Consider the following 24,412-nt stretch of genomic DNA (forward strand, 5'->3'; position numbering starts at 1 on the left):
ATTAAAGCTTATGACTTGCCTAAAAATACCTTCTCCGCAATAGTTCCATCTAAAAAGTTAATTCGTCCTTTAAAAATAATTTGCGTCCTAGGCCTAATAATTGGACTGACATTATTTTTCTGTGGTTACTTCGAATTGTTTTATCAACAAAACTATTACACTTATCAAACGACTAACCTAACGCCTGATAAAGGCCCATCATTGTCTTTTCATCTTACCGATAAATATCATGGAGAAAATTATGAAAGCGTGTTCGCTAAACATGTTTATAGTTACAAGTTGATTGGAGTTAGAAATATCCCAAGACCAGAAAACAATTGGTTAAAAGCCATAGGTTGCTTAGTCTTACTTGTAACCATAGGAGTCATAATAAGAAGGTGGTTGGAGATAAAACATAATAAATCCCCCTAATAATCTAAACGTTACTTACGTTGAGCCCAAACAAATTTAAACATAGCGAGACCTTAGGCATATCTTATATTTCGTATTTGTCTTTCATTAAATAAGCAAAGGCTGTGTTAAACGCTGTTTCTTGGAACATTTTTAATCCAGTCTCAGCCATAGGCACATGTACAGGATTACGTTTCAAAGATTCTTTAATCTCAGTTGGGCCAAGTACGATCACTTCTACATCGTCTAACAATTCTAAAGCGGCTTCTAATTTAAAACCCACAGCGCCACCAGCAAATTTGCCTTTCATTGGGCGTTGACGAATAACAATTTTGTCAATTTTGTAATCTTGTACTAATTGGGCAAAAGACTTTTGGAAATAGCGCAAATCTTTGGCAATAGCATTTTTAGGTAGGCTTAGTTTTCTGGCACGGCAATCTGGAATTTGAAACACTTCATCGGCCAAAGATAACAAACATAAGTTTGCATCGTTACTACTTAATTCAACACCACATACACGCATGACTTTACCCTCAAATTTAATTGAGCAGATTATACCGTAAAGATGAAACCGCCGTTATCTAATATTTGATCAATTCAAATACGATATTATTTTCTTACGATTGGGAGCCTTTAGCAGATATTTAGACGTTTGATTTTTATAGTAAAATTGTAATCTTGGTCAATTTAGGATAAAAATTAACCTATACTAATAATCACTATCGATAAGTAGTCATCAGATCATGGTCTTATTTATGAAACGATTCGTCTCTATTTTAATATTTAGCTTCTACTCCATGTCTATCTATGCCGTGCAATTGACTCATGATACGTCTAAGCAAGATGGTAAAATGTTTTTTAATTACCAATGGGAAGATCATCAAAAACAAACCCAATCACTAAATTTTGATTTACCTCTTAACAGCATTAATAAAAAACATCACAAAAGGTTTGTACCCGAGTTAGCCCACCAGTATGTGTATATTGAGTTGCACAAAGCAGCGAGAGCTATTAACCCAAAAGAAGCCAGTGTCAAGATCCGCCGCAAAGCCAGAGACATAGAAATAAAAGTCACCAGTCGCTCACAAAATTTATTAGATAAATGGCAACGTTCAATGAACCAAAGCCGCGAGAGTGCGTTTGATCAATACCTTGAAGACAACTACCTCAGCCACTTTCGAACTCACTTAGGACAAAAGGTAATTAAGCCCGATCATTTGCGTTACATTGCCGAGAGTAAATCGCCTTTATTGCCTATTGCTCAAGCGCTATATCAAAAAGTGCCAGAAAATAGTGAAACGCGCACATATATCAACTTACTGTTAAGTTGGGTACAAAGTATCCCTTACAGCACCTTAGAAGACAGATCCACATCTAACGGTGCTGGATATTTACCCCCACCACTTGTTGTAGCAAGTAACCAAGGAGATTGTGATAGTAAGTCTGCGTTAATGGCGAGTTTAGTCCGCTCATTACTGCCTGATGCAAAAATGATCATGCTGTATTTACCGAATCATGCTTTATTGGGGATTAGCCTGCCCTTCAGAACAAGTGAAAGAAGACTTAACATTGATGGCACAGAATATTTGCTGATGGAACCAACAGGCCCGGCTAATACAAAATTAGGTGAAATTGCGAATAGTAGTAACAGCGCGATAAATGGCAATCAACACAGTTACGAAATTATCCCTTAGATGTTAGAGCGTGTTGATCTTTGCTGATCTCAAGTTTTATTGTTCAAATAAATTAAATAAAAAGGTTAAATTCACTATTTGATAAAAATAATTTATTAAAGTATTAACTTTAATTAAACAACTTTATCCTCGAACATATGGAAATAAAATCAAAGCGTCTTGTATAAGTTGATATTTATTACTCTTAGCTAAATATATCGCATAGACTTCTCGGCTGTATTCATGTGAACCTTTGACTTTAAATAGTTTATTTTTTCTCAGATACTCAAAGCACATTTGTCGAGGTAAATAAGCACATCCACCAGCTTCAAGAATAAAGTTTAGCGCTATTCGAGGTTGGCTCATATTGTGACGGAAGATAGTATGCTCACCATAATCACGCTGAATCTGACTATTAACTGATTCTCCGTAATCTACCAATACCATATTTTTTATTTCATCAATGACCAAATTTGGATCTGTAGAAACCAGCTGGAGCGGCACGGTTGCCACTTTTTCTGTGACAATATCTTCTATATAAGGTGGTTCAAATATAAATGCAATATCAACTAAACGACCGACTATTTGCTTTCTTAATTCTAGTGGTGAATAGGTGTGTGTAAACAAGTGAACATCATCTAAGTTTCGGTCGATTTTTTGCAGCCAATCTTGTAAAACGATATCCCAAATTGACATCATAGAGCCTACAAATAATTGACTGGCATTGTCTTGGGCAACACCAACATCTTGTTTGATTTTTTGCCACATAATAAGCATCTCGTTTGCATGCTTTGTTAGCCTATGTCCTTCAGCCGTTAACTTTAAACGTTTTTGACTTCGGTCAAACAGTAGCACTCCAAGCTCTTCTTCTAGCTGTTTAATTCTGCTGCTAATAGCGGCTTGGGTTAGAAACAAATTCTCCGCAGCGATTCTGACGTGCAACGTTTGGCTAACTTCAAGGAAGGTGGTTAAGAGTTCAATTTTCATAATTTTAATAAAAAATATTTATCAAATAATGCATTTTATTTTGTTTTATTTTTTAAAAACTTTCAACTAAATTTCTCTCAACAAAAACATCCCCCTAACTTCGTTGGAACAAATAATGAAAATTGCAATTTTATCTAGAAATCAAAATCTATATTCTACTCGCCGCTTAAAAGAGGCCGGTGAACTACGTGGACATGAAGTTGACATTATCGACACATTACATTGTTACATGGACATCACAAGTAATTGCTCGGCGGTTAGGTATCACGGTAAAGAGCTTCCTAAGTATGATGCAATTATTCCTCGAATTGGCTCTTCAATTACTTTTTACGGCACGGCGGTTGCTCGCCAGTTTGAAATGATGGGAACATTCAATGTGAACGAGTCAGTAGCGATAAGCCGCTCTCGCGATAAATTGCGTTCTCTGCAACTACTTTCCCGTAAAGGCATTGGCTTACCGCGAACTGGTTTTGCAAGTAAACCAGATAATATTAAAGATTTAATTAAGAACGTTGGTGGAGCCCCACTCGTTATTAAATTGCTTGAGGGAACCCAGGGAATTGGTGTGGTTTTGGCCGACACCGCTAAAGCCGCAGAAAGTATTATCGAAGCTTTTATGGGATTAAAAGCCAATATATTGGTTCAAGAGTTTGTTAAAGAGGCTGGTGGTGCTGATATTCGTTGTTTAGTGGTGGGTGGACGTGTTGTAGCGGCGATGAAAAGACAAGGAGCTGAAGGAGAGTTTCGCTCTAACTTACACCGAGGCGGCAGTGCTGAAGTAATCAAGCTAACCAAAGAAGAGCGCGAAACTGCAGTTAATGCTGCCAAAGTTATGGGTTTAAATTTTTGTGGTGTGGATTTGCTTCGCTCTCATAACGGCCCAATGGTTATGGAAGTTAACTCATCTCCAGGTCTTGAAGGTATTGAGGTAGCAACTGGACTCGATGTAGCCAGTAAATTAATTGAATTTATTGAAAAAAATGCCAAGCCTAATGCCAATAAAACCAGAGGCAAGGGATAACAGTTAAAGAGAAACTATGATGCATGAATTGAAAATAGGCGAATACACCATTTTACCTGGGCAGACTAAAAAGATTAATCTGCCTGTGGCAAAGCTATATACAGATGCTGATGTACATTTACCGGTTTACATCATAAGAGGCAAAAAGCCAGGCCCCACTATTTTCGTGAGCGCTGCGGTTCATGGTGACGAATTAAATGGCATCGAAATAATTCGCCGCTTGATTAACTTAAAAGGCTTCAAAATTTCCTCAGGGACGTTAATTGCAGTACCCATGGTAAATGTGTATGGCGTGGTTAATCAATCACGTTATATGCCAGATAGGCGAGACTTAAACCGCAGCTTTCCAGGCTCTTCAAAAGGATCTTTAGCAGCACGAGTGGCTAACATTTTTTTGAAAGAAATTGTTAGCCATTGCGACTATGGAATTGATTTACACACGGGTGCTATACATCGCTCTAATTTACCTCAAATAAGGGCTCAACTAAAAGACGAAGAAACGATAACACTAGCCAAAGCTTTCGGTGTACCAGTAATTTTAAACTCTGAGATTATTGATGGCTCTTTAAGAGATGCTGCGGTTGCTAGCGACACGAAAGTTTTACTTTACGAAGCGGGCGAAGCCTTACGTTTTGATGAGTTTTCAATTCGAGCTGGTATCCAAGGCATAATAAATGTTTTACGTCATTTAAAAATGATCCCTAAGGGACGAGTAAGCAAGAAAAAAGTGAATCACTTTATTGCAAATAATAGTGGTTGGGTGCGAGCCACAAGTAGTGGTGTTGTCACACATCACTATGGATTAGGAGACCAAGTTGTAAAAGGAGATGTACTTGCTGAAATAGGCAGTCCTTATGGCGAAGTATTAGGTGAGGTGTTAGCCAATAAAAGTGGCGTCATTATTGGAAAACAAAACATCCCGTTAGTACAGGAAGGAGAGGCTATGTATCACATTGCCTATTTTAAAGAAGATGATGAACAAATAGTGGAACATATCGGTAACATCGAAGCCGATCTAATTAACGGCAAAGAGAACAGTGAGGAACTATTATGACCAACAGAATGGTAATAGGCCATATTGAGAATTTAGATTTACCTGAGCTAGGCATTTCACAGCTCACAACACGGGTAGATACAGGCGCACAAACGTCATCTTTACATGTCGATAATCTGCAACGAACATTTATTAAAACTAAGCCAGCTGTGTCTTTCGATATCCATCCAGAAATTCACAATGTAAAAAAAGTGACTTCTTGTATTGCTTTGTTGCATGATGTTAGAAAAGTAAAATCATCTAACGGTATCAGTGAGCAACGTTACGTAATAAAAACGCCAGCAATACTTGGGGAACATACTTGGGATATTGAAATCACCTTAACCGATAGATCTGATATGACCTATCTGATGTTATTAGGTCGCCAAGCTTTAGGTAATAGTTTTTATATCGACGCGTCAACCGCGTTTGTCGCGTCACATAGTGATTAAGCAGTGCATGAGTAGATATTAAGGAAATGAGATGCTTGAACAAATAAAGTACTGGTTAGGTTATCCTCTTTTTACGTTTAATGAAAGAACTGTCACACTAATTGAAGTACTTTCTGTACCTTTGTGGCTGATTCTCAGTGTTTGGTTTGCACACCTGTTTATTAGTAAGTTGGGAAATAAATTACGCACCAATAATAAAGACCCTAATGTAGTCCATTTAGTACAAAGGCTCTTATATATTGTGGCTTTAGCTGTCATATTTATTACAACTTTATCCATGCTTAATGTGCCTGTAACAGCCTTTGCCTTTTTATCAGGCGCCATAGCGATAGGCTTTGGTTTTGGCGCACAAAACATCATTAATAACTTCATCAGTGGCTGGATTCTAATGGGTGAGAAGCCAATTAGAATAGGAGACTTTTTAGAGGTTGAAGGTGTTAAAGGTGTGGTAGAAGAAATTAATACTCGCTCTACTCGTGTCAGAAGAGTTGACGGGGTACATATGTTAATTCCTAACAGTAAGTTATTAGAAAATACCGTTATCAATTGGACATTGCGAGATAAGCTGATTAGAGGAACTGTCGAAGTAGGTGTTTCTTATGGTAGTGATTGTGAAAAAGTCAGAGAAATCATGCTTAAAGTGACTAACGATCAACCTGAAACTCTGACAGACGATGGAAGAAAGCCTCAAGTGTTTTTTAAAGAGTTCGGCGATAACGCTTTACTATTTGAGGTGTACTTTTGGATAAACTCTCAGGTTGAAGGGGGATTAAGGTTAGTCGCAAGTAACATTCGCTTCGATCTTGATAGCGAGTTTAATAAGCAAGGAGTTGTGGTGGCATTCCCACAACGAGATGTGCACCTTGATGGTGTGATTCAACTTAAACGCTAATATCTAATTAGCTAGGAAATTAGAGTAGATGAACAGTTCAACCTCAACCTTTACCTACACATTAGGCACACCAGGTGCTGCCTTTACTTGGCATCACTTAATTAGTGACGAACAAGCTTCAATTTCAACTTTAGACACGTTAAACATCCCAAAAGCGGCAAAAGAAGGATTACTTGCAGACGAAACCAGACCAAAATGTTTTGAGATAGACAACGGCTTTTTTGTTTGTTTACGAGCGATTAACTGTAATGGCTCAGCAGAGCCTGAAGATATGGTTTCTATACGTATTTGGCTAACCAAAGAAAAAGTCATTACCACAACAAAAACTGAGCGAGGACTTAAGTCTATCCAAGAGTTGTGCAAGGATATAGAAAAAGAATATCCGATCAAAGATGTTGGCGTGTGGTTTTGTAACTTGCTCGAAAAAGTTAGCCACAAAATTAGTGAACAGGTTGATGAAATTGAGTTCGCTCTTGAAGCACTCGAGGAACAATTAAATGCAGATCCTGATAGTGTCAACAGACAAGCCGTCATCAATATTAGAAAACAAGCTGCGCACATTAAACGCTTTATCTCTCCACAAAGAGAAGCACTTGAAATACTTCACTTTTCTTGTGATTTTATTAGCCAAATTCAAACCTTTAGAATAAAAGAATACTCAGACCGGGTGCTGAGGTTTTTAGAAGAATTAGAATTGGTGAGAGAACGCAGTATATTAATTCTAGAGGAGCTCAGGTATGCAATTGCCGAAAAACAAAATGAGCGCATGTACGTATTATCTCTAGTTACCGCGATATTTTTGCCTTTGTCTTTCCTAACCGGAGTGTTTGGTATGAATGTTGGGGGGTTACCTGGTGTAGAAGAACCCACTGCCTTTATCATATTGGTTATATTTATGGCTTTAGTTGCAGCTTTGATTTTTGTCACGATGAAATTTAAACGCTGGATGTAACCCTAAAAATTCAGCATTTTTCACCACGGTAGTTTAGCTATTACATACTCGTGAGCATATTAACAATACCTAAAAACAATCAATACCAAACCAATGGTATTGATTGTTTAGAAGAAGTAGAAACTTACAACTGCTCTTCAGCAAACTCTGCTAGTCGACTACGCACAACACCATCCAAATTAAGCGTGGCACTGCCCGAAAAGTTTTTAAACTTCTCAACTATGTAGGTCAAACCCGATGTCACTGCGCTTAAATAATTACTATCGATTTGCGCTAAGTTACCACTACAAATTAGCTTAGTGCCTTCACCACAACGAGTGATAATAGTCTTAAGCTGTGCGGCGGTCAGGTTTTGTGATTCATCAAGTATAACTATGGCATTTTGAATACTACGACCACGCATAAAGTTCACAGATTTAAACTGAATATTGGCTTTTTCCATGATGTAACTCATAGAGCCTTTCACGTTTTCATCGTTTTTATGCAACACTTCTAACGAGTCGGTAATCGCAGCTAACCAAGGTGCCATTTTTTCTTCTTCGGTACCTGGTAAAAAGCCAATCGACTCGGCTATTTCTGGGGTACTACGGGTAACAATAATTTTGTCATACATGTTACGTTCGACCACCATTTCTAAAGCTGCCGCCAAAGCCAACAATGTTTTACCACTACCTGCTGGTCCAGTTAACACCACTAAGTCAATATGTGGATCTAATAAGGCATGTAAGCCCATTGCTTGGCCGATATTTTTAGGCGTAATTCCCCACGCTCTGCGCCCCATTAAACGTTCATAACCTAAGTCGAGCACCTCTAAATGGTCATTCGTTACCGACTCCACTAATCCGGCAAAATGTTGACTATCATCTAACAAAAATTCATTAACGTAAGCTTCGGGTAAAACCTTACGATCTATAGTATGAATGGTATCCCTGCCTTCGGTACGACTGTCCACAGCTTTCACTGTCTCCCAAAAGTCACCTTCAAACTGGTGATAACCTTTAGACAAGTATTTAATATCTGTGACAAGTTGGTCTGTACGATAGTCCTCTACATGCCCCAACCCAGCACCTTTAGCTTTAAGGCGCATATTAATATCTTTGGTCACCAGTACCACTTGTCGTGGACTGTTTTTAGCTTGAAGGTGTAGGGCACAATTAATGATACGGTTATCATTTTCATTGCTGGTAAAGACTTGTTGTGATGCAGGCATGCCCAAATCTACAAAAATCGACAAGCTCCCGGTTGGCGCATTGTCACCAGCGGCAAGCCCTTGCATGGATACCCCTTTCATTAACTCTTCTGGGGTAGCATCGTGAAGTAAATCTTCCATTGATCGAATAGATACGCGAGCATCCCTAGCCACATCTTTTTTGCTGTCTTTAATATGATCGAGTTCTTCTAGAACTGTCATAGGTACAACAACATCATTTTCTTTGAAAGACAAAAAGGCAAGGGGTTCGTGAAGGAGAATATTGGTATCTAACACATAAATTTTTGAATCTAGTGCTTCTTTTTTTGGCATCCGGCGCTCCTAAAGATTTGGAAAACAAACCTGTAAGTGCATATTTGAATAAGTCTCAAGTGCCTTGGGTAAACCACTGAGCTGAAACAAACGAACTACAGGTTTACATAAAACCAATTTTTAAATCGGTTAACACAACAATAAACCACTTTCTTCTGACATTCATCTACTTTTAGAAGTACAGGCCAAAATTTTTGGTACAATGCGCGCCGCGAATTTTTAGGAGACTCACGCTATGGCTAAGCCACACATTTTTGCCCTCGGACAACGTTGGTTAAGCGACACTGAAACCGAATTAGGGTTAGGCACCATAGTGTTATTGGAGGCTCGTAGCATAACGGTACTGTTTCCAGCCACGGGAGAAACCCGCGTTTACTCTGCCCAAACCGCACCGTTAACACGCATAGAGTTTGTTGTAGGTGATACGGTTAATAGCCACGAAGGCTGGGAAATGTTAGTTGAGCACGTTGAAGAAATCGACGGCCAATTAATTTATATCGGTGAAAGGCCCGACAATAAAGAAGCGGCGATTTTAAAAGAAACCTTTATCGACCATCAGTTTCAACTTAATCAACCGGAACAACGTTTACTTAATGGCCAATTTGATCACCCCAAATGGTTTGATTTACGTGAACAATGTTTGACTCATCAATTTGCACACAGCACCTCACCTTTACTGGGTTTTGTAGGGGCTCGGGTAGATTTAATTCCTCATCAGCTGCATATCGCCTCAGAAGTGGGCAGTCGTCACGCACCAAGAGTGTTATTAGCTGACGAAGTCGGCTTAGGTAAAACCATAGAAGCCGCCTTGATTATTCATCAACAATTACTCACCGCTCGTGCACAAAGAGTATTAATTGTTGTGCCTTCTAGCTTAGTGCATCAATGGTTAGTCGAGATGTTACGTCGGGTGAATTTAGCTTTTTCTGTGTTTGATGAAGAGAGATGTGAGGCCATGGCAGAAGATGCCAGCAATCCATTTGAAGCCGAACAATTGGTTATTTGTAGTTTAGACTTTTTAACCCACAACAGCCGTTATTACCAACAAGCTTTAGAGGCTGAATGGGATTTAATGGTAGTGGACGAAGCCCATCATTTAACCTGGTCTGAAGGACAGCCTTCCCAAGAATATCAAGTCATTGAAGGTTTGGCTAAAGCGACTAAAGGCGTATTACTGCTTACCGCTACACCAGACCAACTTGGTCATAAAAGTCACTTTGCTCGACTACGGTTACTTGACCCTGCACGTTTTCATGATTATCAAAGTTTTGTGGATGAAGAAAAACAATACAGCCAATTGGCCACCGCGATTAATCCACTCTTAAGCGGCAATACCCTTAGCCAAGATGATCTAGCTGCGATTGAGAAATTTGCCGATGCTGATATGTTACAAGGGATCAATCAAGCCAGTAACCAAGAAAAAACCAAACTATTACACACTTTATTAGATCGCCATGGCACAGGTCGAATGTTGTTTCGAAACAGTCGAGCTGGGGTCAGTGGTTTTCCAGATAGAAAATTATTTAGTTATTCACTGATTCAACCTGAAGAATACGAAAATATATTGGCAGAAGATCCCACCAATTTACAACTTCAACTTACTCCAGAAAGACATGCTGATGTGGTGAATACTTGGGTTGATTTTGACCCAAGAGTGGAATGGTTCATCAATCAATTAAAGTCACTAAAAGGTGAAAAAGTTTTAACCATTTGTGCCAACGCTAGTACAGCGATGCAATTATCAGAAGCATTAAGAATCAAAGCTGGTACTCGCTCTACTGTATTCCATGAAGGAATGAGCGCGGTAGATAGAGACAGAGCCGCACACTATTTCTCTCAATCAGAAGACGGCGCTCAAGTGTTAATCTGTAGTGAAATAGGCAGTGAAGGCCGTAACTTCCAGTTTGCTCACCACTTAATATTGTTTGATTTACCATTAGTGCCTGATCTATTAGAACAACGCATAGGACGACTCGATCGAATTGGACAAAAACATGATGTGTGTATTCATGTGCCTTATTTTGACATGAGTGCCCAACAAGTTTTGTTGGATTGGTATCACCAAGGATTAAATGCATTTGAGCATACCTGCCCTACCGGTATGACTGTGTATGAAGAAACCCAAGAGTCGCTTGAATATTGTATTGAGCAACCCCAAGACTTTGCCGCTTGTGAAACTCTTATTAATCAAACAGCGAGTTTGCACAAAACCTTAAAACTTAGATTAGAAGAAGGTCGTGACAAACTTTTAGAACTCAACTCTTCAGGCCAAGGCCGTATAGATGCGTTTCTAGGGCAAATATTAGATGCTGAACAATCGCCCAAATTAGAACTTTTTATGAGTCGTTTGTTTGATGCCATTGGTTTTTTACAAGAAGACCATGGCGAAAGCTGTTATTTGTTGCGCCCAACTGAAACCATGCTCAGCCCACTGCCCGGCTTAGATGAGGAAGGCATGACGGTCACGTATGAACGTACCACAGCCACGTTAATAGAACATGTGCACTTTTTAAGCTGGGATCATCCTATGATCCAACATGCAATGGACATGTTAACCACAGATGTAACGGGCAAAAGTTCGGTGGCGTTTTGTCATGACAAAAGCCTCCCTGCAGGTGCCTATTGGATAGAGTGTTTATTTGTTTTATCTGCCAAAGCAGATAGGCATTTGCAACTGTCTCGCTTTTTACCACCGACACCAATTAAAGTGTGTATCGATGCAAATAAAACCATTATCGACAAACAGTTTATTCAATTAGACAGCGTGCAATCAAAAATGGGTAACCAGTTAATCAATGCTCTCAAACCACTATTAGAGAGCTGTTTACAACATGCACAAATCCAAGCTGATAACCAAGCTAAAACCATCAAAGATTCTCGTATCGAGTTAATGCGCGAATTATTAGGTGATGAGTTAAGCCGATTACAAAGTCTACAGAAAGTGAACCCAGCGATCCGTAACGAAGAAATTAAACACGTGAGTAATCAAATCAGTGATCTACAAGATGTCATGGCTGAGGCTAAATTGAATTTAGAAGCGGTTCGTTTAATAGTGAATAACCCGAAATAACATGGCATTACTCAACTACAATCCACCTACAACACCTTATTTAACCATCGTTTTTAAGGATGAAGACATTGTAGTTTTAAACAAACCAAGTGGATTATTAAGTGTGCCGGGTAAAGCACTAGAACATAGGGACAGTTTACAAAATCGCGTTCAACGAGTTTTTCCGACAGCGACCGTAGTCCATAGACTAGACATGGCCACATCTGGATTAATGATCATGGCCTTAAATAAAGCCGCTCATAGGCACATTTCAAAACAATTTGAATTACGTGAAACTCACAAAACCTACCAAGCCATAGTGTATGGAAAAGTGACTACTAAAAGTGGCGAGGTTGATTTACCCTTAATATGTGACTGGCCTAATCGCCCCAAACAAATGGTCGATCATGAAAGAGGTAAAAAAGCCTTAACTCAATGGTCGGTATTAGAACACTTTGATAACAGTACCCGAGTTGAATTAAAGCCAATAACCGGTCGTTCTCATCAATTACGTGTGCATATGCTGAGCCTAGGCCATCCCATTATTGGTGATCGTTTGTATGCCTACCCAGATGCCCTCGCCATGGCTTCACGCTTGAATCTACATGCAAAAACCTTAAGTTTTAGACACCCCCAAACAGAACAAACCTTAAACTTTGATACTGAAGTACCATTTTAAAATTTCTATCTTTAACAAAAAAACTTGTCACTAAAAGAATGCCCAGTTTACGCAACACATGCTTTTGATTTTTCCCGACTACAAATTCCCCGACAAATTCATGGCTTGTAAGATGGCCAGATATGGACATCTGGACAAGGCAATCTTTTATAGCTGGGAGCGGCTTATTGCCGGTCTGACATAGAAGCCAATAATTTGGTGGAATAGGGATTTGTTTGGAGGTCGGCTTTTCTTGGTGACTTCTTTTAGCTGTTGAAAAGAAGTCACTGGTGCGGCAGGGACGCAGTATCAAAAACACAATGGATTGTGGTGAACGAAGTGAATGCTTGGTGTGCGAAGCACATACCTTAACACTAATATCAATTAAAGAACTTCCCTCACCTTTCCGATACAGTAATATCAAACCAAGCTAGAGTTGTTAGATCATCAAGTCTCTATTATTCATTTTACTGATTGTTTCTACTTTCGGTCATACAGCCATCGATAGCCAATTGCTCAAACGATTGGACTTAGAGCGTAGCTTATTTCCTGAAGACTATAAGAGTATGCAGTCTGGCGACAAACAAGTGTTTTACGTCGAACATGAAAATAACACGGCAATCACTCGTGGTGTGGCGATCTTAATTTCTGATATTGGAACAAGTATGGTCAGCCAGCAAGGCCTCGCCCCTTTAGCTGCTGAATTGAACAAGATTGGTTGGGCAACAGTTTTATTATCTGCACCAGAGTTACCCATAGAAATGGATACAGCAGCAAAAGAACAAGGCGAAGAAACAAGCGAAACTGAAGCTGTCGAACCAGCTTCATCCAATGAAGAGCCACCCGCCACTTCCCCTGCAACCACAGAGGGCGCCTCTACAGATTCAACTGCCGATACGATACATAATAAAACGTTAGTGTCTAAACTCACTGATGCTGAATTTGATAAACAGCAGGAAGCTTTTGTCTCTTTACTTAAAGTAGGCGTTAATAAAGCTGGCGAATACCCAGGTTTTTATTTAGTTATTGCACAAGGAAGCAGCGCGGCGTGGATAACAAAGGTATTTTCAGAATTTAAATCCAACATTCCAGACGCTTTTGTAGCCGTTAGTCCTTTTTGGCCAGATAGAGAATACAACCAAAAACTGCCGAAAATTATGGCTAAAACGCCTATGCCTGTATTAGACATTTACAGCCAGTCAGATAATAGTTGGGCATTACAAACAGTTAAACAACGAGAGTTAGCGGCAATTAAATCTTTAAAATTACTTTATCGACAACGGCCATTAATTGGGGCAAATCAACATACCCAAAAAAGTCGATATTTAAGTAAAGAAATCCACGGTTGGCTCAGTCATATGGGCTGGTAAAGATAATAACCAATTATTGAATCGGCGCAAACTCTCAAAATAATTGCTAAGAATTTCTGTGAAAAATAAAATTTTCGCTATACTTTAGGCAAATAATCCATATAAAGAATACCGAATTTACCCGTGCCAACCGTTACCCATTTTGTAAAACGAAAATCGCAGCAACTGGCTTTTTATGTCAGAGGTTTTCTACAAAAGAAAATTGCTTATTCTGAATTGGATTTATTTTTTTGGGATACGATGGAGGAGTGGGCTCAAGTAAAAAGTGGCAAACAACAACCTTACGAACGAACCGAGCAAGTTTTCTGGCATGTACTACATCAAGTTCACTATTGGCCTAAAAATACTCTACAAGAAGATTTGGTGTTACGAGAAGAACTAGAGATTTGTTTAAATTTTCTTGAAGGAGAAGAACAATATCCTCTCCCTTTAGATTGTATTGGTATCCGCCCCTAATTTTTTAAGTATTCCACTTCAAACAACCCCAACTTGGCTTAGCTAACATTAATTATCTGAAGGTTCTTGTTTTGCATTCCATGGCGCTATTTTCACCAACATCAACATCCCTGGTATGGCACACACAAAACAGATAACAAAAAACTGTGTATAGCCTACTGACTCAATAATAAATCCGGTCGTTGCACTAACAAAGGTTCTAGGGATAACTGCGATGCTAGACAACAAAGCAAATTGAGTGGCAGTAAAATGTTTGTTGGTAGATTTTGCCATAAACGCTATGAGTGCTACAGAGCCTAAACCCACGCCCAAATATTCCAATCCACTAGCCAAAGCTAAAACAAAATGGTTGTAACCGACTATAGACAACAACACGTAACCTAAAATAGATACTATTTGGAAAAAACCAAATATCCATAAGCTACGATTTATGCCTAGCTTAATCATGGCTAAACCACCTAATATGGTGCCTACTGTAGCACCTATGGTTTTAGATATTTTAGCAATAGAGCCAATTTCAACGGTGGAAAATCCCATGTCCATGAAGAATGGGGTTTCCAGAGCCGTAGCCATACTGTCACCTAATTTATACAAGATAATAAACAACAAAATCCATACTGCATCTTGCCAATTTGTGCGTTGGAAAAACTCTTTAAACGGCTCGATAACCGCTGAACGAAGTGATTGGGGTTCTTCACCAGGCTTCGATGACTCTTTAATTAATAACGTAGTCACTAAGCCCACTAGCATAAATACAGCAATGGATAAGTGAGCAACAGACCAAGGGAAAAAACCAGCCAGAATCATAGCCAAAGAACCCGGTACAAATGATGAAATACGGTAAGCTTGGGCATAAAAAGCATTACCTGCACCTAATTCATCATCTGGCAGTATTTCTCTTCGGTAAGCATCAATGACAATATCTTGGCTAGCACTAAAAAAAGAAATGGCCGAAACCAAAATAATGATATGGGTGAGTTGGCTAGCAGGATCAAACAGGGCTAATGATGCCATTAATCCAATCAGTCCTATTTGGGTCACAAACATCCAACCTCTGCGCCGCCCAAAGAATGGCAACACAAAACGATCCATCACAGGCGACCATAAAAATTTCCAAGTGTATGGGAACAAGACTAGGTTAATTAACCCTATCGTAGCTAAGTCTATTTCCGCAGCACGCAGCCAAGCAGGCACAAACTGGATCAAGAGGTATAAGGGCAATCCCGAAGAAAAACCTGTGGTGATACAAATAAGCATACGCTTATTCAAAATGGCTTGTTTAAAACTTTTTTGGGTCATTTAGCACAACTTGATGGCTGCTACCTATGTAAGCAGCAGGAATTACAAAAGAATGATATAAGCTGTTAAAAGCTACTCGGCTAAAACGACTTGGTTCCTGCCAGCTTTTTTAGCTTGGTATAAAGCTTGGTCTGCCTGATTTAGCCATTGGGTATAATCTTTAAACTCAGATTCAAATCCAGCTACCCCTATGCTAATCGTACATTTAATTTCCACCTCATCATGGATAATAACCAGTTTTTCCACCAAACGGCGAATGCGTTGAGCTACATACTCGACATTAGCAATAGGTGTATCCGGCAAAATCACTACAAACTCTTCACCACCATAACGGCCAGCTAAATCAGTTTCCCTTATGGCTTTTCGAATTACTCCCGCGACTCCTTTAATAACGGCATCGCCAGCAGGATGGCCATAAGTATCATTTACCTTTTTAAAATGGTCGATATCCATCATCAGCAAAGAAGAAGGCGAATCACTACGTTTATCACGCTTAAATTCAAGCACAAACTGCTCTTCCCAGTACCGTCGGTTATATAACTCGGTTAACCCATCTATTCGGCTAATTTGTGCCAACTGGCTATTTAAAGATTGCATACCCAGTCGGCTTACCGCTTCATTGGTAACGTCATATATAACAATACAAATTTGATCAACCTGACCACTTAATGAGGCCAATGGAAAGATGGTGATATTCTGATACATGAATTCACTTAGCGAGGTTATAGGACGATTGCTGTCAAACTTAAATAAATAAGGCCGTTGTTCCCAAATCACAAACACAGGACTTTTAAGCATAAAGGCTGGATCGGCTTTTTTCTTTAACCAACTTTTATCAATTTCTGGGAAAAAATCAAAAACACATTTGTCTTGAATATTGCCTGGCGCAATATTACTGTGGTTTTCCATAAATTGATTCCACACTTTCACATTGTAATCTTTATCTAGTACAACGATTCCTACTTCTATTGATCCCAATAGATCGTGTTTCCAATGCATTTCTACAAGGCTTTGATCAAGTGCCATAAAATGTAACCTTAATGAGTACTTTGAACTAGCTTATCGAACATTAAGTCGATAGCTTTTTTCGGGAATAATAAAAGTAAATCAAAGTTAATACTTTGACTCTTTATGGAATAGGCGATTTCTATCGCAAGCAAGCTATCTTCAGTATGCATAGTAGAGCGTAATATATCGTCTAAATCACAATGCCGCCCCAATATAATTGGGTGGTTATGGCTAAACACTGAGTGTAACTGAGCAGATAGGGCCCGCAAACATGCACCAATCAATATATTCGATACATCCATCAGGGCTTCTAGCTCCAAGGATGAATTACTATTATCATCCTCATAGCCCAATAGTTTAACCATATTGGCAAAATTGGAGTCATTAAAAATAACTAAAGCTTCACCATTAATTCCTGCGCTGATAAACCCTTGAGAAACTGCAGAAACACTTTCGTTTCTTTGTACATCGGCTATCGCCATATGTAATTCATTATTTGTAATCAAATTAACATTGGGAATGGGTAAATCAATAAACTCATCAAGCAACTTAGCCAAGCTTTCGCCAGCTTGCCCCATGGCTATATTAGCCATTTCTCGGTAAGCATCGAGTTTATCTGCTTTATTTTCTTTTTCTACTGGTGCAACACTTTCAGCACGTTTAGTAGCTGTCGCTTCTCCCGAGTACAAACCATATTGTTTCAGGATTTCAATTAACTTAGCGTTATCAGTAGGTTTCTTAATGAAATCAATGGCACCAAGATCTAACATGCGTTTACGAGCCTCAGGCTGAACATCACCCGAAACAACTATCACCATGACAGGCAAATCTTCCTTTCGAATGATCTGCATGGTTTCGTAACCATCTAGAACTGGCATGTTTAAATCCAGAAACATCACTTCGGCTTTGCCAGCGCGAATTTTTTCTAGGGCCTGTTCACCATGTTCGGCAAAACTGATATCGACATCCCAACCATCGGGAATAGAACGCTGCATTTGTTTACGAGCAAAACTAGAATCATCACAAATCAGAACTGGTGTTGTCATAGTTATAAATTACCTAACTTGGCTTTTTAAACGTTGAATAAATTGCCATCAAAACTTTAAAAGAGGAATACTTTAATTACTTTTGTATTCGAAGTCATTGATATTAAAACCAAAGATTTCTTTATATACTAGGGTTAATTAACACATTCAGCAAGATAATTGCTGATAGGATGAAAGCAAGCGTTAGTTATCCTAATTATAATGCATTCAAATCACCATCATATGTGCAAAAATCTCACCCCAACTGGTATCAAAAGCGCATTTAATACAAGGCAAGTTAGTATCTTGTATTTTCCTCTTAAAGCCCCCTATTTCTTTGCAAACTTGTAATTGAAATTATTGACTGATACCAAACATATCTAATCATCAAAAATGCATTCATTACTATTTAATTAAAAAATGTATAGTAGATTTAATAAGGTCAAGCGTCTAATTATTGAGAACATTTAAAACTAGATTGCTAACTGCCAAAAGATAGGTTCAACCAATTGTTTTTAAAGTGTTTTTATTTTTAAGTTTAGAATTTTCGGTTAAAGAAATTCATAGGACGAAGATGTGACTCAAAAAAATGATTTACCAAAAGATACAAAAAATGAAAGTATTTTGCATGTTTTTACGCGTTATAAATCTGCTTTAAAATATTTTATTTCTGGCTTGGTCATCAACTCTCAAGATGTTGACGATGTTTGCCAAGAAACCTTTTTACGCACCTATAAATCTTCTTTAGAAACTGAAATTAAAACGCCAAAATCTTTCATGTTTAAAGTTGCTAAAAACTTGATTTATTCAGATTTTAGACGAGCATCAACACAATTGAATGAATATGTTGAAGATATCGATTTAGTTGACTGTGAATTAGAGTTAGATAATTTAGAAAAAAATAGCATTGCTCAAGAGAAACTAGGTGTAATGTGTGAGGCAATTGCAGGTTTACCCAATAAGTGTCGACAGGTGGTTGTTATGCGAAAAGTGTATGGCATGAAAACTAAAGACATAGCAAAACGTATGAATATTTCTCCGGTCACCGTGAGTAACTATATAACGAAAGGAATGTGCGCGTACAATGACGCTAGAGAAAAATATACAAATGAACAGCCAATTAAAGCTGCAGTTAAACCAAATAACGTCTCCATCAAATCGGGGAGAGCATTATGAAGTCTAATGTTGAAGGTTTTACCAATAGAGCAAAAATCAATGAAGAAGCCGCTCAGTGGGTGTTGTTACTAGAAGATACTCCTGATTTATCTAGCCAACAAATAGCAGAGCTAAATGCTTGGGTGGCCACCAGTGACATTCATCGTGAATGTATAAAATCCATGGCTAGCTCTTGGGGAGAAATGGATTTACTTTCAGAAGTGATGTTACCTCAAGAAATGCACAAACCAACGCTAGTCGTGACTTTATCAGCAATGATACTTTCACCTTTTAAAGCTTCATTCCTGTTTTTGCTAGAAATGATTAAGCTGACTAAAAAATTAATGCGCCCAATTGTTTTTGCCCCAGCATTAGTGTGCGCAATTATGGTTGTTAGCGTCATGACACTTCAACCAGAAAATCATCCAGTCAACACAACGCTGGTGACAAATTTGGGAGAGAATTTACGTCATGACTTACCTGATGGTTCAAGTTTATGGTTAAACAGTTCGAGCAAAGTACAAATAAATTACAGTGCAAACTTTCGCCGAATTAGTTTATTAGATGGTGAAGCGCATTTCGAAGTAGCTAAAGATGCAACACGCCCTTTTGAAGTTTATGCAAGTGATCGCTTAGTTCGAGCTATAGGCACTGCTTTTACCGTACATAAATTACCCTCAAAAATCGAAGTACTGGTAAGTGAAGGAACCGTTGAATTAGCTATTGTTGATGACAGTTTAGTTGTGGTACCAGATGACTATAAAGCCATAGAAATTGAAAAAAACTATTCAGAGAGAACCGTTTCTACAGGGTCTTCCACTACCTTGATACAGGCCTCAAATCAGCCTATTTCAATGAAAAAGAGATTAGGTAAATTATCTGCTGGACAACGAATTAGTATACCCATTGAAAATGATAATCTAAGTGAAATTGATGAACTAGATACAAGTGAAGTCACACGTTTTCTGTCTTGGAAGGATGGTAAATTGGTATTTGCTGGGGAGTCACTGGAGGAGGTAATCCAAGAAATAACGCGGCATACCCAAGTTAAAATTGATGTACTAGACCCTAAATTAAAGTCAATGCGTATTGGAGGGCAATTTCAAGTAGGCGAAACCGATACTTTATTTCATGTTCTTGAGTCGGGTTTTGGTATTAGTGTAAAAAAATTAGATGCTAACCATGTGCAATTACGAGTAAAAGAAAAATAAAGTAATTTATGAATAGTAGATTTACATTCCTCATACATCTTATTAACAGACAAGTTAATAGGATGTTTATAGTTGTTAATTTATTAGGCTTTTGTTTGTTTGCATTTAATGCGCAAGCTAAAGAGATTAACCAGGAATATGATTTTAATATTCCAGTTCAATCTTTAAGTCAGGCTCTTAATGAGTTATCAGATGTCGCTAAGATATCATTTCTATTCCCCTATGAACTTGTTGAAAACAAGACGGGTAGTTTAGTTCAAGGCAAATATACGGTTCAACAAGCTCTTAGTTTGTTGCTGAAAAATAGTGGTCTTGAAGGTGAACTTTCAGATAAAAAAGCTTTTGTGATAAAGCCATTATCCCCGAAAAGTCAAAACAACGAAAATTTGGGAAAAGAACCAATGAACACTCAAAAAACTTTATTAGCGTCAATATTCACTATGCTGTTCTCTTCTGCGGGTAATGCACAAGATGCAGACACAAACACGGCTGAAAATAATGCAGCTCAACTAGAAGTCATCACTGTTAATGCACGTCGCAGAACAGAGAATTTACAAGAAGTACCAGATACTGTGGTATCTATGGGCGAAGCGCTGATCAGTCGAGCCAACATCACAACAGCGGTTGATGTAACAACTCGCATGCCAAACGTTTCAATGGTGGAATCACTCAGCCCCACGTCAACTTATATTATGGTGCGTGGTATCGCTTCGGTTCGAAATTCAGAGCCAGCTGTTGCCATGATCATTGACGGTGTACAGGTAGGTAGTGCCACGGAAATGTCTCAATCATTTTTTGACGTTGAACAAATTGAATTACTAAAAGGGCCACAAGGTGCATTATACGGGCGTAATGCAATCGGTGGAGCGTTAATCGTAACCTCTAAAAAACCAGGTGACACCTTAGAAGGCAAAATAACCACAGGCATAGGTAATGGTGGTTTATTCGAAGTGTCAGGATCTTTAGCCGGTCCAATTACTGATGATTTATATTTTCGGGTAGCTGGTAACAATCGTTCTTTTGACGGCCTTATTCATAATGAATATTTAGAAGGTCTGTTAGAAAAAAGTAATGCAGGCGTTGTAGGTAAAGTTCAAACTGATTCGTTAATGGACTTTCAGAAAAACAACGACTTTAGAGCGCAGCTTTTTTGGGAAGCTAGTAATAAAACAACCGTCAATTATCGCTTTGCAAAAAATGATCTCACAGCAGGTGCCATGTTTTATAGAAACATTTTCCGTTTAGAAAGTGATGAAAATGCAACCTATGAAGCGCCTATCAGTAGTGAGAGCAACCCAGTCGCAGTGCGCACCATTGATACTAATACCTTAAAAATTGACCATGAATTTGACTCAGGCACATTAACCTCAGTCAGTAACTATACCGACACCAATGAGCGTTATGGTGTAGCCGGTGAAAATATTGGTAGCAATAGAACAGCAAACGTATGGTTCCAATCTGCAGCTCAAGCAACAGAAATGGTAGACAGCTTTGCGCCGGGCGGAGCGAATGCTAATCCTATTGATTATGCATTTTTTGAATCATCGGTAGGTGGTAACTCCCGAGCTGGCGTTTTTGCTGGAAGCGACCAACAATATGATGTACAAACTTTTTCACAAGATTTACGTTTTGTATCTGAAGACGATGGTGGGAAATTTAGTTATGTTGCTGGCGCCTATTTATTATTAACCGAACGAGCGGACAGTATTAGGGCCACTTGGGAAGTCCCCAGTGTCGGTTCAGATATAGGCGAATCCTTTACCTGTGATCCTAAATATCCTGGCGGTCCTATTATTAGTGACTTCTCCTCTTGTAGTGGTGTGATTTTATCAACACAAAATACCCAAGATAATTCAGCTTGGGCTATGTATTTTAGTTCAGATTACAAAATTACAGACGAGTTAACCTTAACCACAGCTCTTCGTTATGACGAAGATTCACGAGAAGTGACTCGTATTGATGGCCCGACAGTAGATACTATGGGTAAAGGTGTGGGGGCATTTGGTGCCGATTGTGATTCAGTGGCAGATCCAGATAATTGTGCAGTAACAGGCTCTAAAGTATCTGACACGTTTTCTGCTTGGCAGCCTAAAGCTTCTCTCGCCTATGTACCCAATAAAAACTATACCTACTATGCAACTTACGCCAGAGGTTTTAGAAGTGGTGGTTTTAATGCATCAGGTGCGTTATTAACTGACACGTATAAATCAGAAATACTCGATAGTTATGAATTGGGTATTAAAGCAAGTTTGATGGATAACCGCATGAGAGCCAGTGTTGCAACCTTCTATCAAGACTATGAAAACGTCCAACAATTTGAATTTGATGGCAACGTATTTATCCAAAGTTTGTATAACATTCCTGAAAGTACAATTAACGGTATAGAAGGTAGTATCGAATTCGCAGCAACCGAAAATTTAACTATAAATGCGGCATTCGGTCTTATGGATTCTTCGATAGACCAATACGACCCTGCTATTCGTGACAATATTGAAGAACAGCTTGGTGGAAGAATAGCCAATGGAAAAGCCATTCCAGACCATACTCAAGATGACTTTGATAATAACTTTAAGGGCGCAAAACTGCCTAACTTTGCTCATCAAACGGCGAATATCGGTATGCAGCATAACCTTCCGCTAGGTGATAACTATTTAATCACCAGAATTGATTATAACTTCTCAAGTGACCAACAGTGGTGGTTAGACGGTGAAGATCATCAAGATAATGTTGGTTTATTTGACGCCAGTATTGGTTATGAGTTTGAAAACGGTTTGGAAGTCAGAGCATGGTGTAAGAACTGTACTGACGTAGAATATGATTCTGAATATTCACCTGCTGAACGTGAACTTTTTGGTGGTGCTGCGAAAGATCTTGCCTATCCAGGTAGAGGCCGAACTGCTGGAATAAAAGTAGAATATAGCTTTTAATCACTGATTTAATACTTCACTTCCAAAACGCTGAATTCAGTTAATGAATTCAGCGTTTTTTATTTGTTTATTGAATGAGATTAATTTTACTGTGCACGACAAACGCATTGTTCATGGCCCATCGGGTAATCTGTCAGCCGATTGGCAAAAAGCTATGTCTAGCACTTAAAAATGAAGAAACCATAGAATTAGAACGCACTACCTGTATACCTACTTACATAATGACAAGGTCATTTGGGATGAGTTTATTGGTTAATTATAAGTTTGCCTCCCTATTATATTAAAGGTTTAGACTTGTAAGAGCTTAAAGCGTTCGTTATACATAGTAACGTTCCCATTTGAGAGTGATACTGTCATTTAAGACAAGTCATAGAAAGGACGGCACTGTGGTTGAAACAAAGCTAAGAATAGTAATCAAAGCATTTTCGATTTGGCTGATCTTCCAAGGGCTTTTCTTCACATTCGGGGCATTAGGGGGTGTGGTGCCTAAATGGGCTTTGGCAATTGTGTTTGGCGGATTTCTTAGTACCCTTATGCTGTATATCACTTCGCTTTACCTAAAAAACGATATTCTCACAAAGACCGAACTAGGACTGAGTTTTTCTATTAGCTCATTAAAACGCGGAACACTGAGCTTTATCATAGGTATAGTGTTCTTTGCCTTTTTCTATCTCTGCTATTTTGGGTTGACTCCTATTATCGTCTTGCATGTCGAACAACCCGATTTCGTTAATAGCATAATCATATCTTTGTTTTCTTTCATTGCTCTAGGTGCCATGGAGGAAATAGTGTTTAGAGGTTACTTTATGCGAAAACTGGATACTGCAATTGGTATCAGGGCCTCTATTTATGTGACCTCTATTGCGTTCGGTTTATATCATGGCTTCGTTTTTGACAGTATCACTGGCCCAGCTGTCTGGGGGCTTGTTTATGCTGTTTTGGCATACTGGACCAAGGGACTGGCAATTCCCATTGGTTTTCACATAGGCGTAAATTATCTTCAAGCCCTGTTTAGCCAGAAAGAAAAATGGGTATCGGGCATTTGGTATTTTGATTTGCAAGAAGGGGCTGCGATATTCACGGTTGAGCAGGTGTCTATTGGTTTAAAACTATTTATGCTGCTGTTAGGTATAGCTCTTGTTGAATATTACTTACGCAAAGTTCGTCATGCGACTATCAAGACAACTCAACTAGCATGAAAACTAATAGGCTATTTAGAAAGTTTATTAACAAAATTACAGCTCCACTTTCATACGAAAATGAAGCTCAATCAGTTGACTGAGCTCACTAATCGCTTCCATATTATCCATTGCCCGTTTTAAAAAAACGGTT

General features: G+C 38.7%; 20 protein-coding genes and 1 pseudogene. 15 read left to right on the forward strand and 6 right to left on the reverse strand.

Translation table 11 applies throughout. The annotated features are described in order from the left end of the window. Window positions 1-411, forward strand: a pseudogene (locus ACSHXM_RS03505) (hypothetical protein); the annotation flags it as partial. A gap of 64 nt (window positions 412-475) precedes the next feature. Here the strand turns inward: ACSHXM_RS03505 and ACSHXM_RS03510 are convergent. After that, window positions 476-913: a DUF3010 family protein gene (locus tag ACSHXM_RS03510; RefSeq protein ID WP_435687341.1), complete on the reverse strand. Its 438-nt coding sequence runs from the start codon at window positions 911-913 to the stop codon at window positions 476-478. Window positions 914-1,145: 232 nt separating this feature from the next. Between ACSHXM_RS03510 and ACSHXM_RS03515 the strand changes: the two genes are divergently transcribed. Then, window positions 1,146-2,084, forward strand: a complete 939-nt coding sequence (locus ACSHXM_RS03515) for a hypothetical protein (RefSeq protein ID WP_435687342.1) — start codon at window positions 1,146-1,148, stop codon at window positions 2,082-2,084. Window positions 2,085-2,207: 123 nt separating this feature from the next. Here ACSHXM_RS03515 and ACSHXM_RS03520 read toward each other — a convergent pair whose 3' ends face one another. Beyond that, on the reverse strand, window positions 2,208-3,050 hold the full coding sequence (locus tag ACSHXM_RS03520) for a LysR family transcriptional regulator (protein ID WP_435687343.1): 843 nt from the start codon (window positions 3,048-3,050) through the stop codon (window positions 2,208-2,210). Window positions 3,051-3,165: 115 nt separating this feature from the next. On the opposite strand from ACSHXM_RS03520, the gene rimK reads away from it, so the two are divergent. Genes rimK through ACSHXM_RS03545 form a run of 5 tightly spaced genes read left to right on the forward strand, consistent with a single transcriptional unit; the run spans window position 3,166 to window position 7,400 of the window. Continuing rightward, entirely contained in the window at window positions 3,166-4,071 is a 906-nt protein-coding gene (gene rimK / locus ACSHXM_RS03525; protein WP_435687344.1) for a 30S ribosomal protein S6--L-glutamate ligase, read from the forward strand. A 19-nt stretch (window positions 4,072-4,090) separates the two neighbouring features. Next, the gene (locus tag ACSHXM_RS03530) at window positions 4,091-5,125 is read left to right on the forward strand and encodes a succinylglutamate desuccinylase/aspartoacylase family protein (protein ID WP_435687393.1); all 1,035 of its coding nucleotides are present in this window, start codon (window positions 4,091-4,093) and stop codon (window positions 5,123-5,125) included. Next, on the forward strand, window positions 5,122-5,556 hold the full coding sequence (locus tag ACSHXM_RS03535) for an ATP-dependent zinc protease family protein (protein ID WP_435687345.1): 435 nt from the start codon (window positions 5,122-5,124) through the stop codon (window positions 5,554-5,556). Before ACSHXM_RS03530 ends, ACSHXM_RS03535 begins: the two co-directional genes overlap by 4 nt. A 31-nt stretch (window positions 5,557-5,587) precedes the next feature. Continuing rightward, the gene (locus ACSHXM_RS03540; protein ID WP_435687346.1) at window positions 5,588-6,448 is read left to right on the forward strand and encodes a mechanosensitive ion channel family protein; all 861 of its coding nucleotides are present in this window, start codon (window positions 5,588-5,590) and stop codon (window positions 6,446-6,448) included. Window positions 6,449-6,476: 28 nt separating this feature from the next. Beyond that, the gene (locus ACSHXM_RS03545; RefSeq protein WP_435687347.1) at window positions 6,477-7,400 is read left to right on the forward strand and encodes a CorA family divalent cation transporter; all 924 of its coding nucleotides are present in this window, start codon (window positions 6,477-6,479) and stop codon (window positions 7,398-7,400) included. Between the two features lie 124 nt (window positions 7,401-7,524). Here the strand turns inward: ACSHXM_RS03545 and ACSHXM_RS03550 are convergent, their stop codons facing one another. Further along, window positions 7,525-8,922: a PhoH family protein gene (locus ACSHXM_RS03550; RefSeq protein ID WP_435687348.1), complete on the reverse strand. Its 1,398-nt coding sequence runs from the start codon at window positions 8,920-8,922 to the stop codon at window positions 7,525-7,527. 235 nt (window positions 8,923-9,157) lie between these two features. On the opposite strand from ACSHXM_RS03550, the gene rapA reads away from it, so the two are divergent. The 4 genes from rapA to ACSHXM_RS03570 all read left to right on the forward strand — a co-directional run bounded on the left by rapA (window position 9,158) and on the right by ACSHXM_RS03570 (window position 14,455). Further along, window positions 9,158-11,992: an RNA polymerase-associated protein RapA gene (rapA, locus tag ACSHXM_RS03555; RefSeq protein ID WP_435687349.1), complete on the forward strand. Its 2,835-nt coding sequence runs from the start codon at window positions 9,158-9,160 to the stop codon at window positions 11,990-11,992. Between the two features lies 1 nt (window position 11,993). Continuing rightward, on the forward strand, window positions 11,994-12,650 hold the full coding sequence (gene rluA, locus ACSHXM_RS03560; RefSeq protein ID WP_435687350.1) for a bifunctional tRNA pseudouridine(32) synthase/23S rRNA pseudouridine(746) synthase RluA: 657 nt from the start codon (window positions 11,994-11,996) through the stop codon (window positions 12,648-12,650). Between the two features lie 491 nt (window positions 12,651-13,141). Further along, complete coding sequence (locus ACSHXM_RS03565; protein ID WP_435687351.1) at window positions 13,142-13,999, forward strand: DUF3530 family protein; 858 nt, start codon at window positions 13,142-13,144, stop codon at window positions 13,997-13,999. A gap of 123 nt (window positions 14,000-14,122) precedes the next feature. Further along, window positions 14,123-14,455, forward strand: coding sequence for a hypothetical protein (locus tag ACSHXM_RS03570; protein WP_435687352.1), 333 nt, complete (start codon window positions 14,123-14,125; stop codon window positions 14,453-14,455). Window positions 14,456-14,503: 48 nt separating this feature from the next. On the opposite strand, the gene ACSHXM_RS03575 is transcribed toward ACSHXM_RS03570, so the two are convergent. The 3 genes from ACSHXM_RS03575 to ACSHXM_RS03585 all read right to left on the reverse strand — a co-directional run bounded on the left by ACSHXM_RS03575 (window position 14,504) and on the right by ACSHXM_RS03585 (window position 17,808). Further along, window positions 14,504-15,754, reverse strand: coding sequence for an AmpG family muropeptide MFS transporter (locus ACSHXM_RS03575; RefSeq protein ID WP_435687353.1), 1,251 nt, complete (start codon window positions 15,752-15,754; stop codon window positions 14,504-14,506). A gap of 72 nt (window positions 15,755-15,826) precedes the next feature. Next, window positions 15,827-16,780, reverse strand: coding sequence for a diguanylate cyclase (locus tag ACSHXM_RS03580; protein ID WP_435687354.1), 954 nt, complete (start codon window positions 16,778-16,780; stop codon window positions 15,827-15,829). Window positions 16,781-16,791: 11 nt separating this feature from the next. Continuing rightward, the gene (locus ACSHXM_RS03585; protein WP_435687355.1) at window positions 16,792-17,808 is read right to left on the reverse strand and encodes a response regulator; all 1,017 of its coding nucleotides are present in this window, start codon (window positions 17,806-17,808) and stop codon (window positions 16,792-16,794) included. 555 nt (window positions 17,809-18,363) lie between these two features. Between ACSHXM_RS03585 and ACSHXM_RS03590 the strand changes: the two genes are divergently transcribed. The 4 genes from ACSHXM_RS03590 (at window position 18,364) to ACSHXM_RS03605 (ending at window position 24,279) form a co-directional block, all read left to right on the forward strand. Next, the gene (locus ACSHXM_RS03590; RefSeq protein WP_435687356.1) at window positions 18,364-18,963 is read left to right on the forward strand and encodes an RNA polymerase sigma factor; all 600 of its coding nucleotides are present in this window, start codon (window positions 18,364-18,366) and stop codon (window positions 18,961-18,963) included. After that, window positions 18,960-20,153, forward strand: coding sequence for a FecR family protein (locus ACSHXM_RS03595; RefSeq protein WP_435687357.1), 1,194 nt, complete (start codon window positions 18,960-18,962; stop codon window positions 20,151-20,153). Before ACSHXM_RS03590 ends, ACSHXM_RS03595 begins: the two co-directional genes overlap by 4 nt. Window positions 20,154-20,248: 95 nt before the next feature. Further along, a complete protein-coding gene (locus ACSHXM_RS03600) occupies window positions 20,249-23,080 on the forward strand; it encodes a TonB-dependent receptor domain-containing protein (protein ID WP_435687358.1) in 2,832 nt (943 codons plus the stop codon). Between the two features lie 386 nt (window positions 23,081-23,466). Next, the gene (locus ACSHXM_RS03605) at window positions 23,467-24,279 is read left to right on the forward strand and encodes a lysostaphin resistance A-like protein (RefSeq protein WP_435687359.1); all 813 of its coding nucleotides are present in this window, start codon (window positions 23,467-23,469) and stop codon (window positions 24,277-24,279) included. Window positions 24,280-24,412: the final 133 nt, after the last annotated feature.

It is taken from the genome of Paraglaciecola sp. (genome assembly GCF_051252315.1).
In the GTDB taxonomy this organism is placed as follows: domain Bacteria; phylum Pseudomonadota; class Gammaproteobacteria; order Enterobacterales; family Alteromonadaceae; genus Paraglaciecola.

Bases quoted from the DNA above. Each gene is read 5' to 3' on its own strand.
- ACSHXM_RS03540 (WP_435687346.1), top strand. From the start codon at position 5,588: ATGCTTGAACAAATAAAGTACTGGTTAGGTTATCCTCTTTTTACGTTT.
- ACSHXM_RS03580 (WP_435687354.1), bottom strand. From the start codon at position 16,780: ATGGCACTTGATCAAAGCCTTGTAGAAATGCATTGGAAACACGATCTA.
- ACSHXM_RS03530 (WP_435687393.1), top strand. From the start codon at position 4,091: ATGCATGAATTGAAAATAGGCGAATACACCATTTTACCTGGGCAGACT.
- ACSHXM_RS03550 (WP_435687348.1), bottom strand. From the start codon at position 8,922: ATGCCAAAAAAAGAAGCACTAGATTCAAAAATTTATGTGTTAGATACC.
- ACSHXM_RS03520 (WP_435687343.1), bottom strand. From the start codon at position 3,050: ATGAAAATTGAACTCTTAACCACCTTCCTTGAAGTTAGCCAAACGTTG.
- ACSHXM_RS03545 (WP_435687347.1), top strand. From the start codon at position 6,477: ATGAACAGTTCAACCTCAACCTTTACCTACACATTAGGCACACCAGGT.
- ACSHXM_RS03510 (WP_435687341.1), bottom strand. From the start codon at position 913: ATGCGTGTATGTGGTGTTGAATTAAGTAGTAACGATGCAAACTTATGT.
- rapA (WP_435687349.1), top strand. From the start codon at position 9,158: ATGGCTAAGCCACACATTTTTGCCCTCGGACAACGTTGGTTAAGCGAC.
- ACSHXM_RS03535 (WP_435687345.1), top strand. From the start codon at position 5,122: ATGACCAACAGAATGGTAATAGGCCATATTGAGAATTTAGATTTACCT.
- ACSHXM_RS03585 (WP_435687355.1), bottom strand. From the start codon at position 17,808: ATGACAACACCAGTTCTGATTTGTGATGATTCTAGTTTTGCTCGTAAA.
- rluA (WP_435687350.1), top strand. From the start codon at position 11,994: ATGGCATTACTCAACTACAATCCACCTACAACACCTTATTTAACCATC.
- ACSHXM_RS03515 (WP_435687342.1), top strand. From the start codon at position 1,146: ATGAAACGATTCGTCTCTATTTTAATATTTAGCTTCTACTCCATGTCT.
- ACSHXM_RS03595 (WP_435687357.1), top strand. From the start codon at position 18,960: ATGAAGTCTAATGTTGAAGGTTTTACCAATAGAGCAAAAATCAATGAA.
- rimK (WP_435687344.1), top strand. From the start codon at position 3,166: ATGAAAATTGCAATTTTATCTAGAAATCAAAATCTATATTCTACTCGC.
- ACSHXM_RS03575 (WP_435687353.1), bottom strand. From the start codon at position 15,754: ATGACCCAAAAAAGTTTTAAACAAGCCATTTTGAATAAGCGTATGCTT.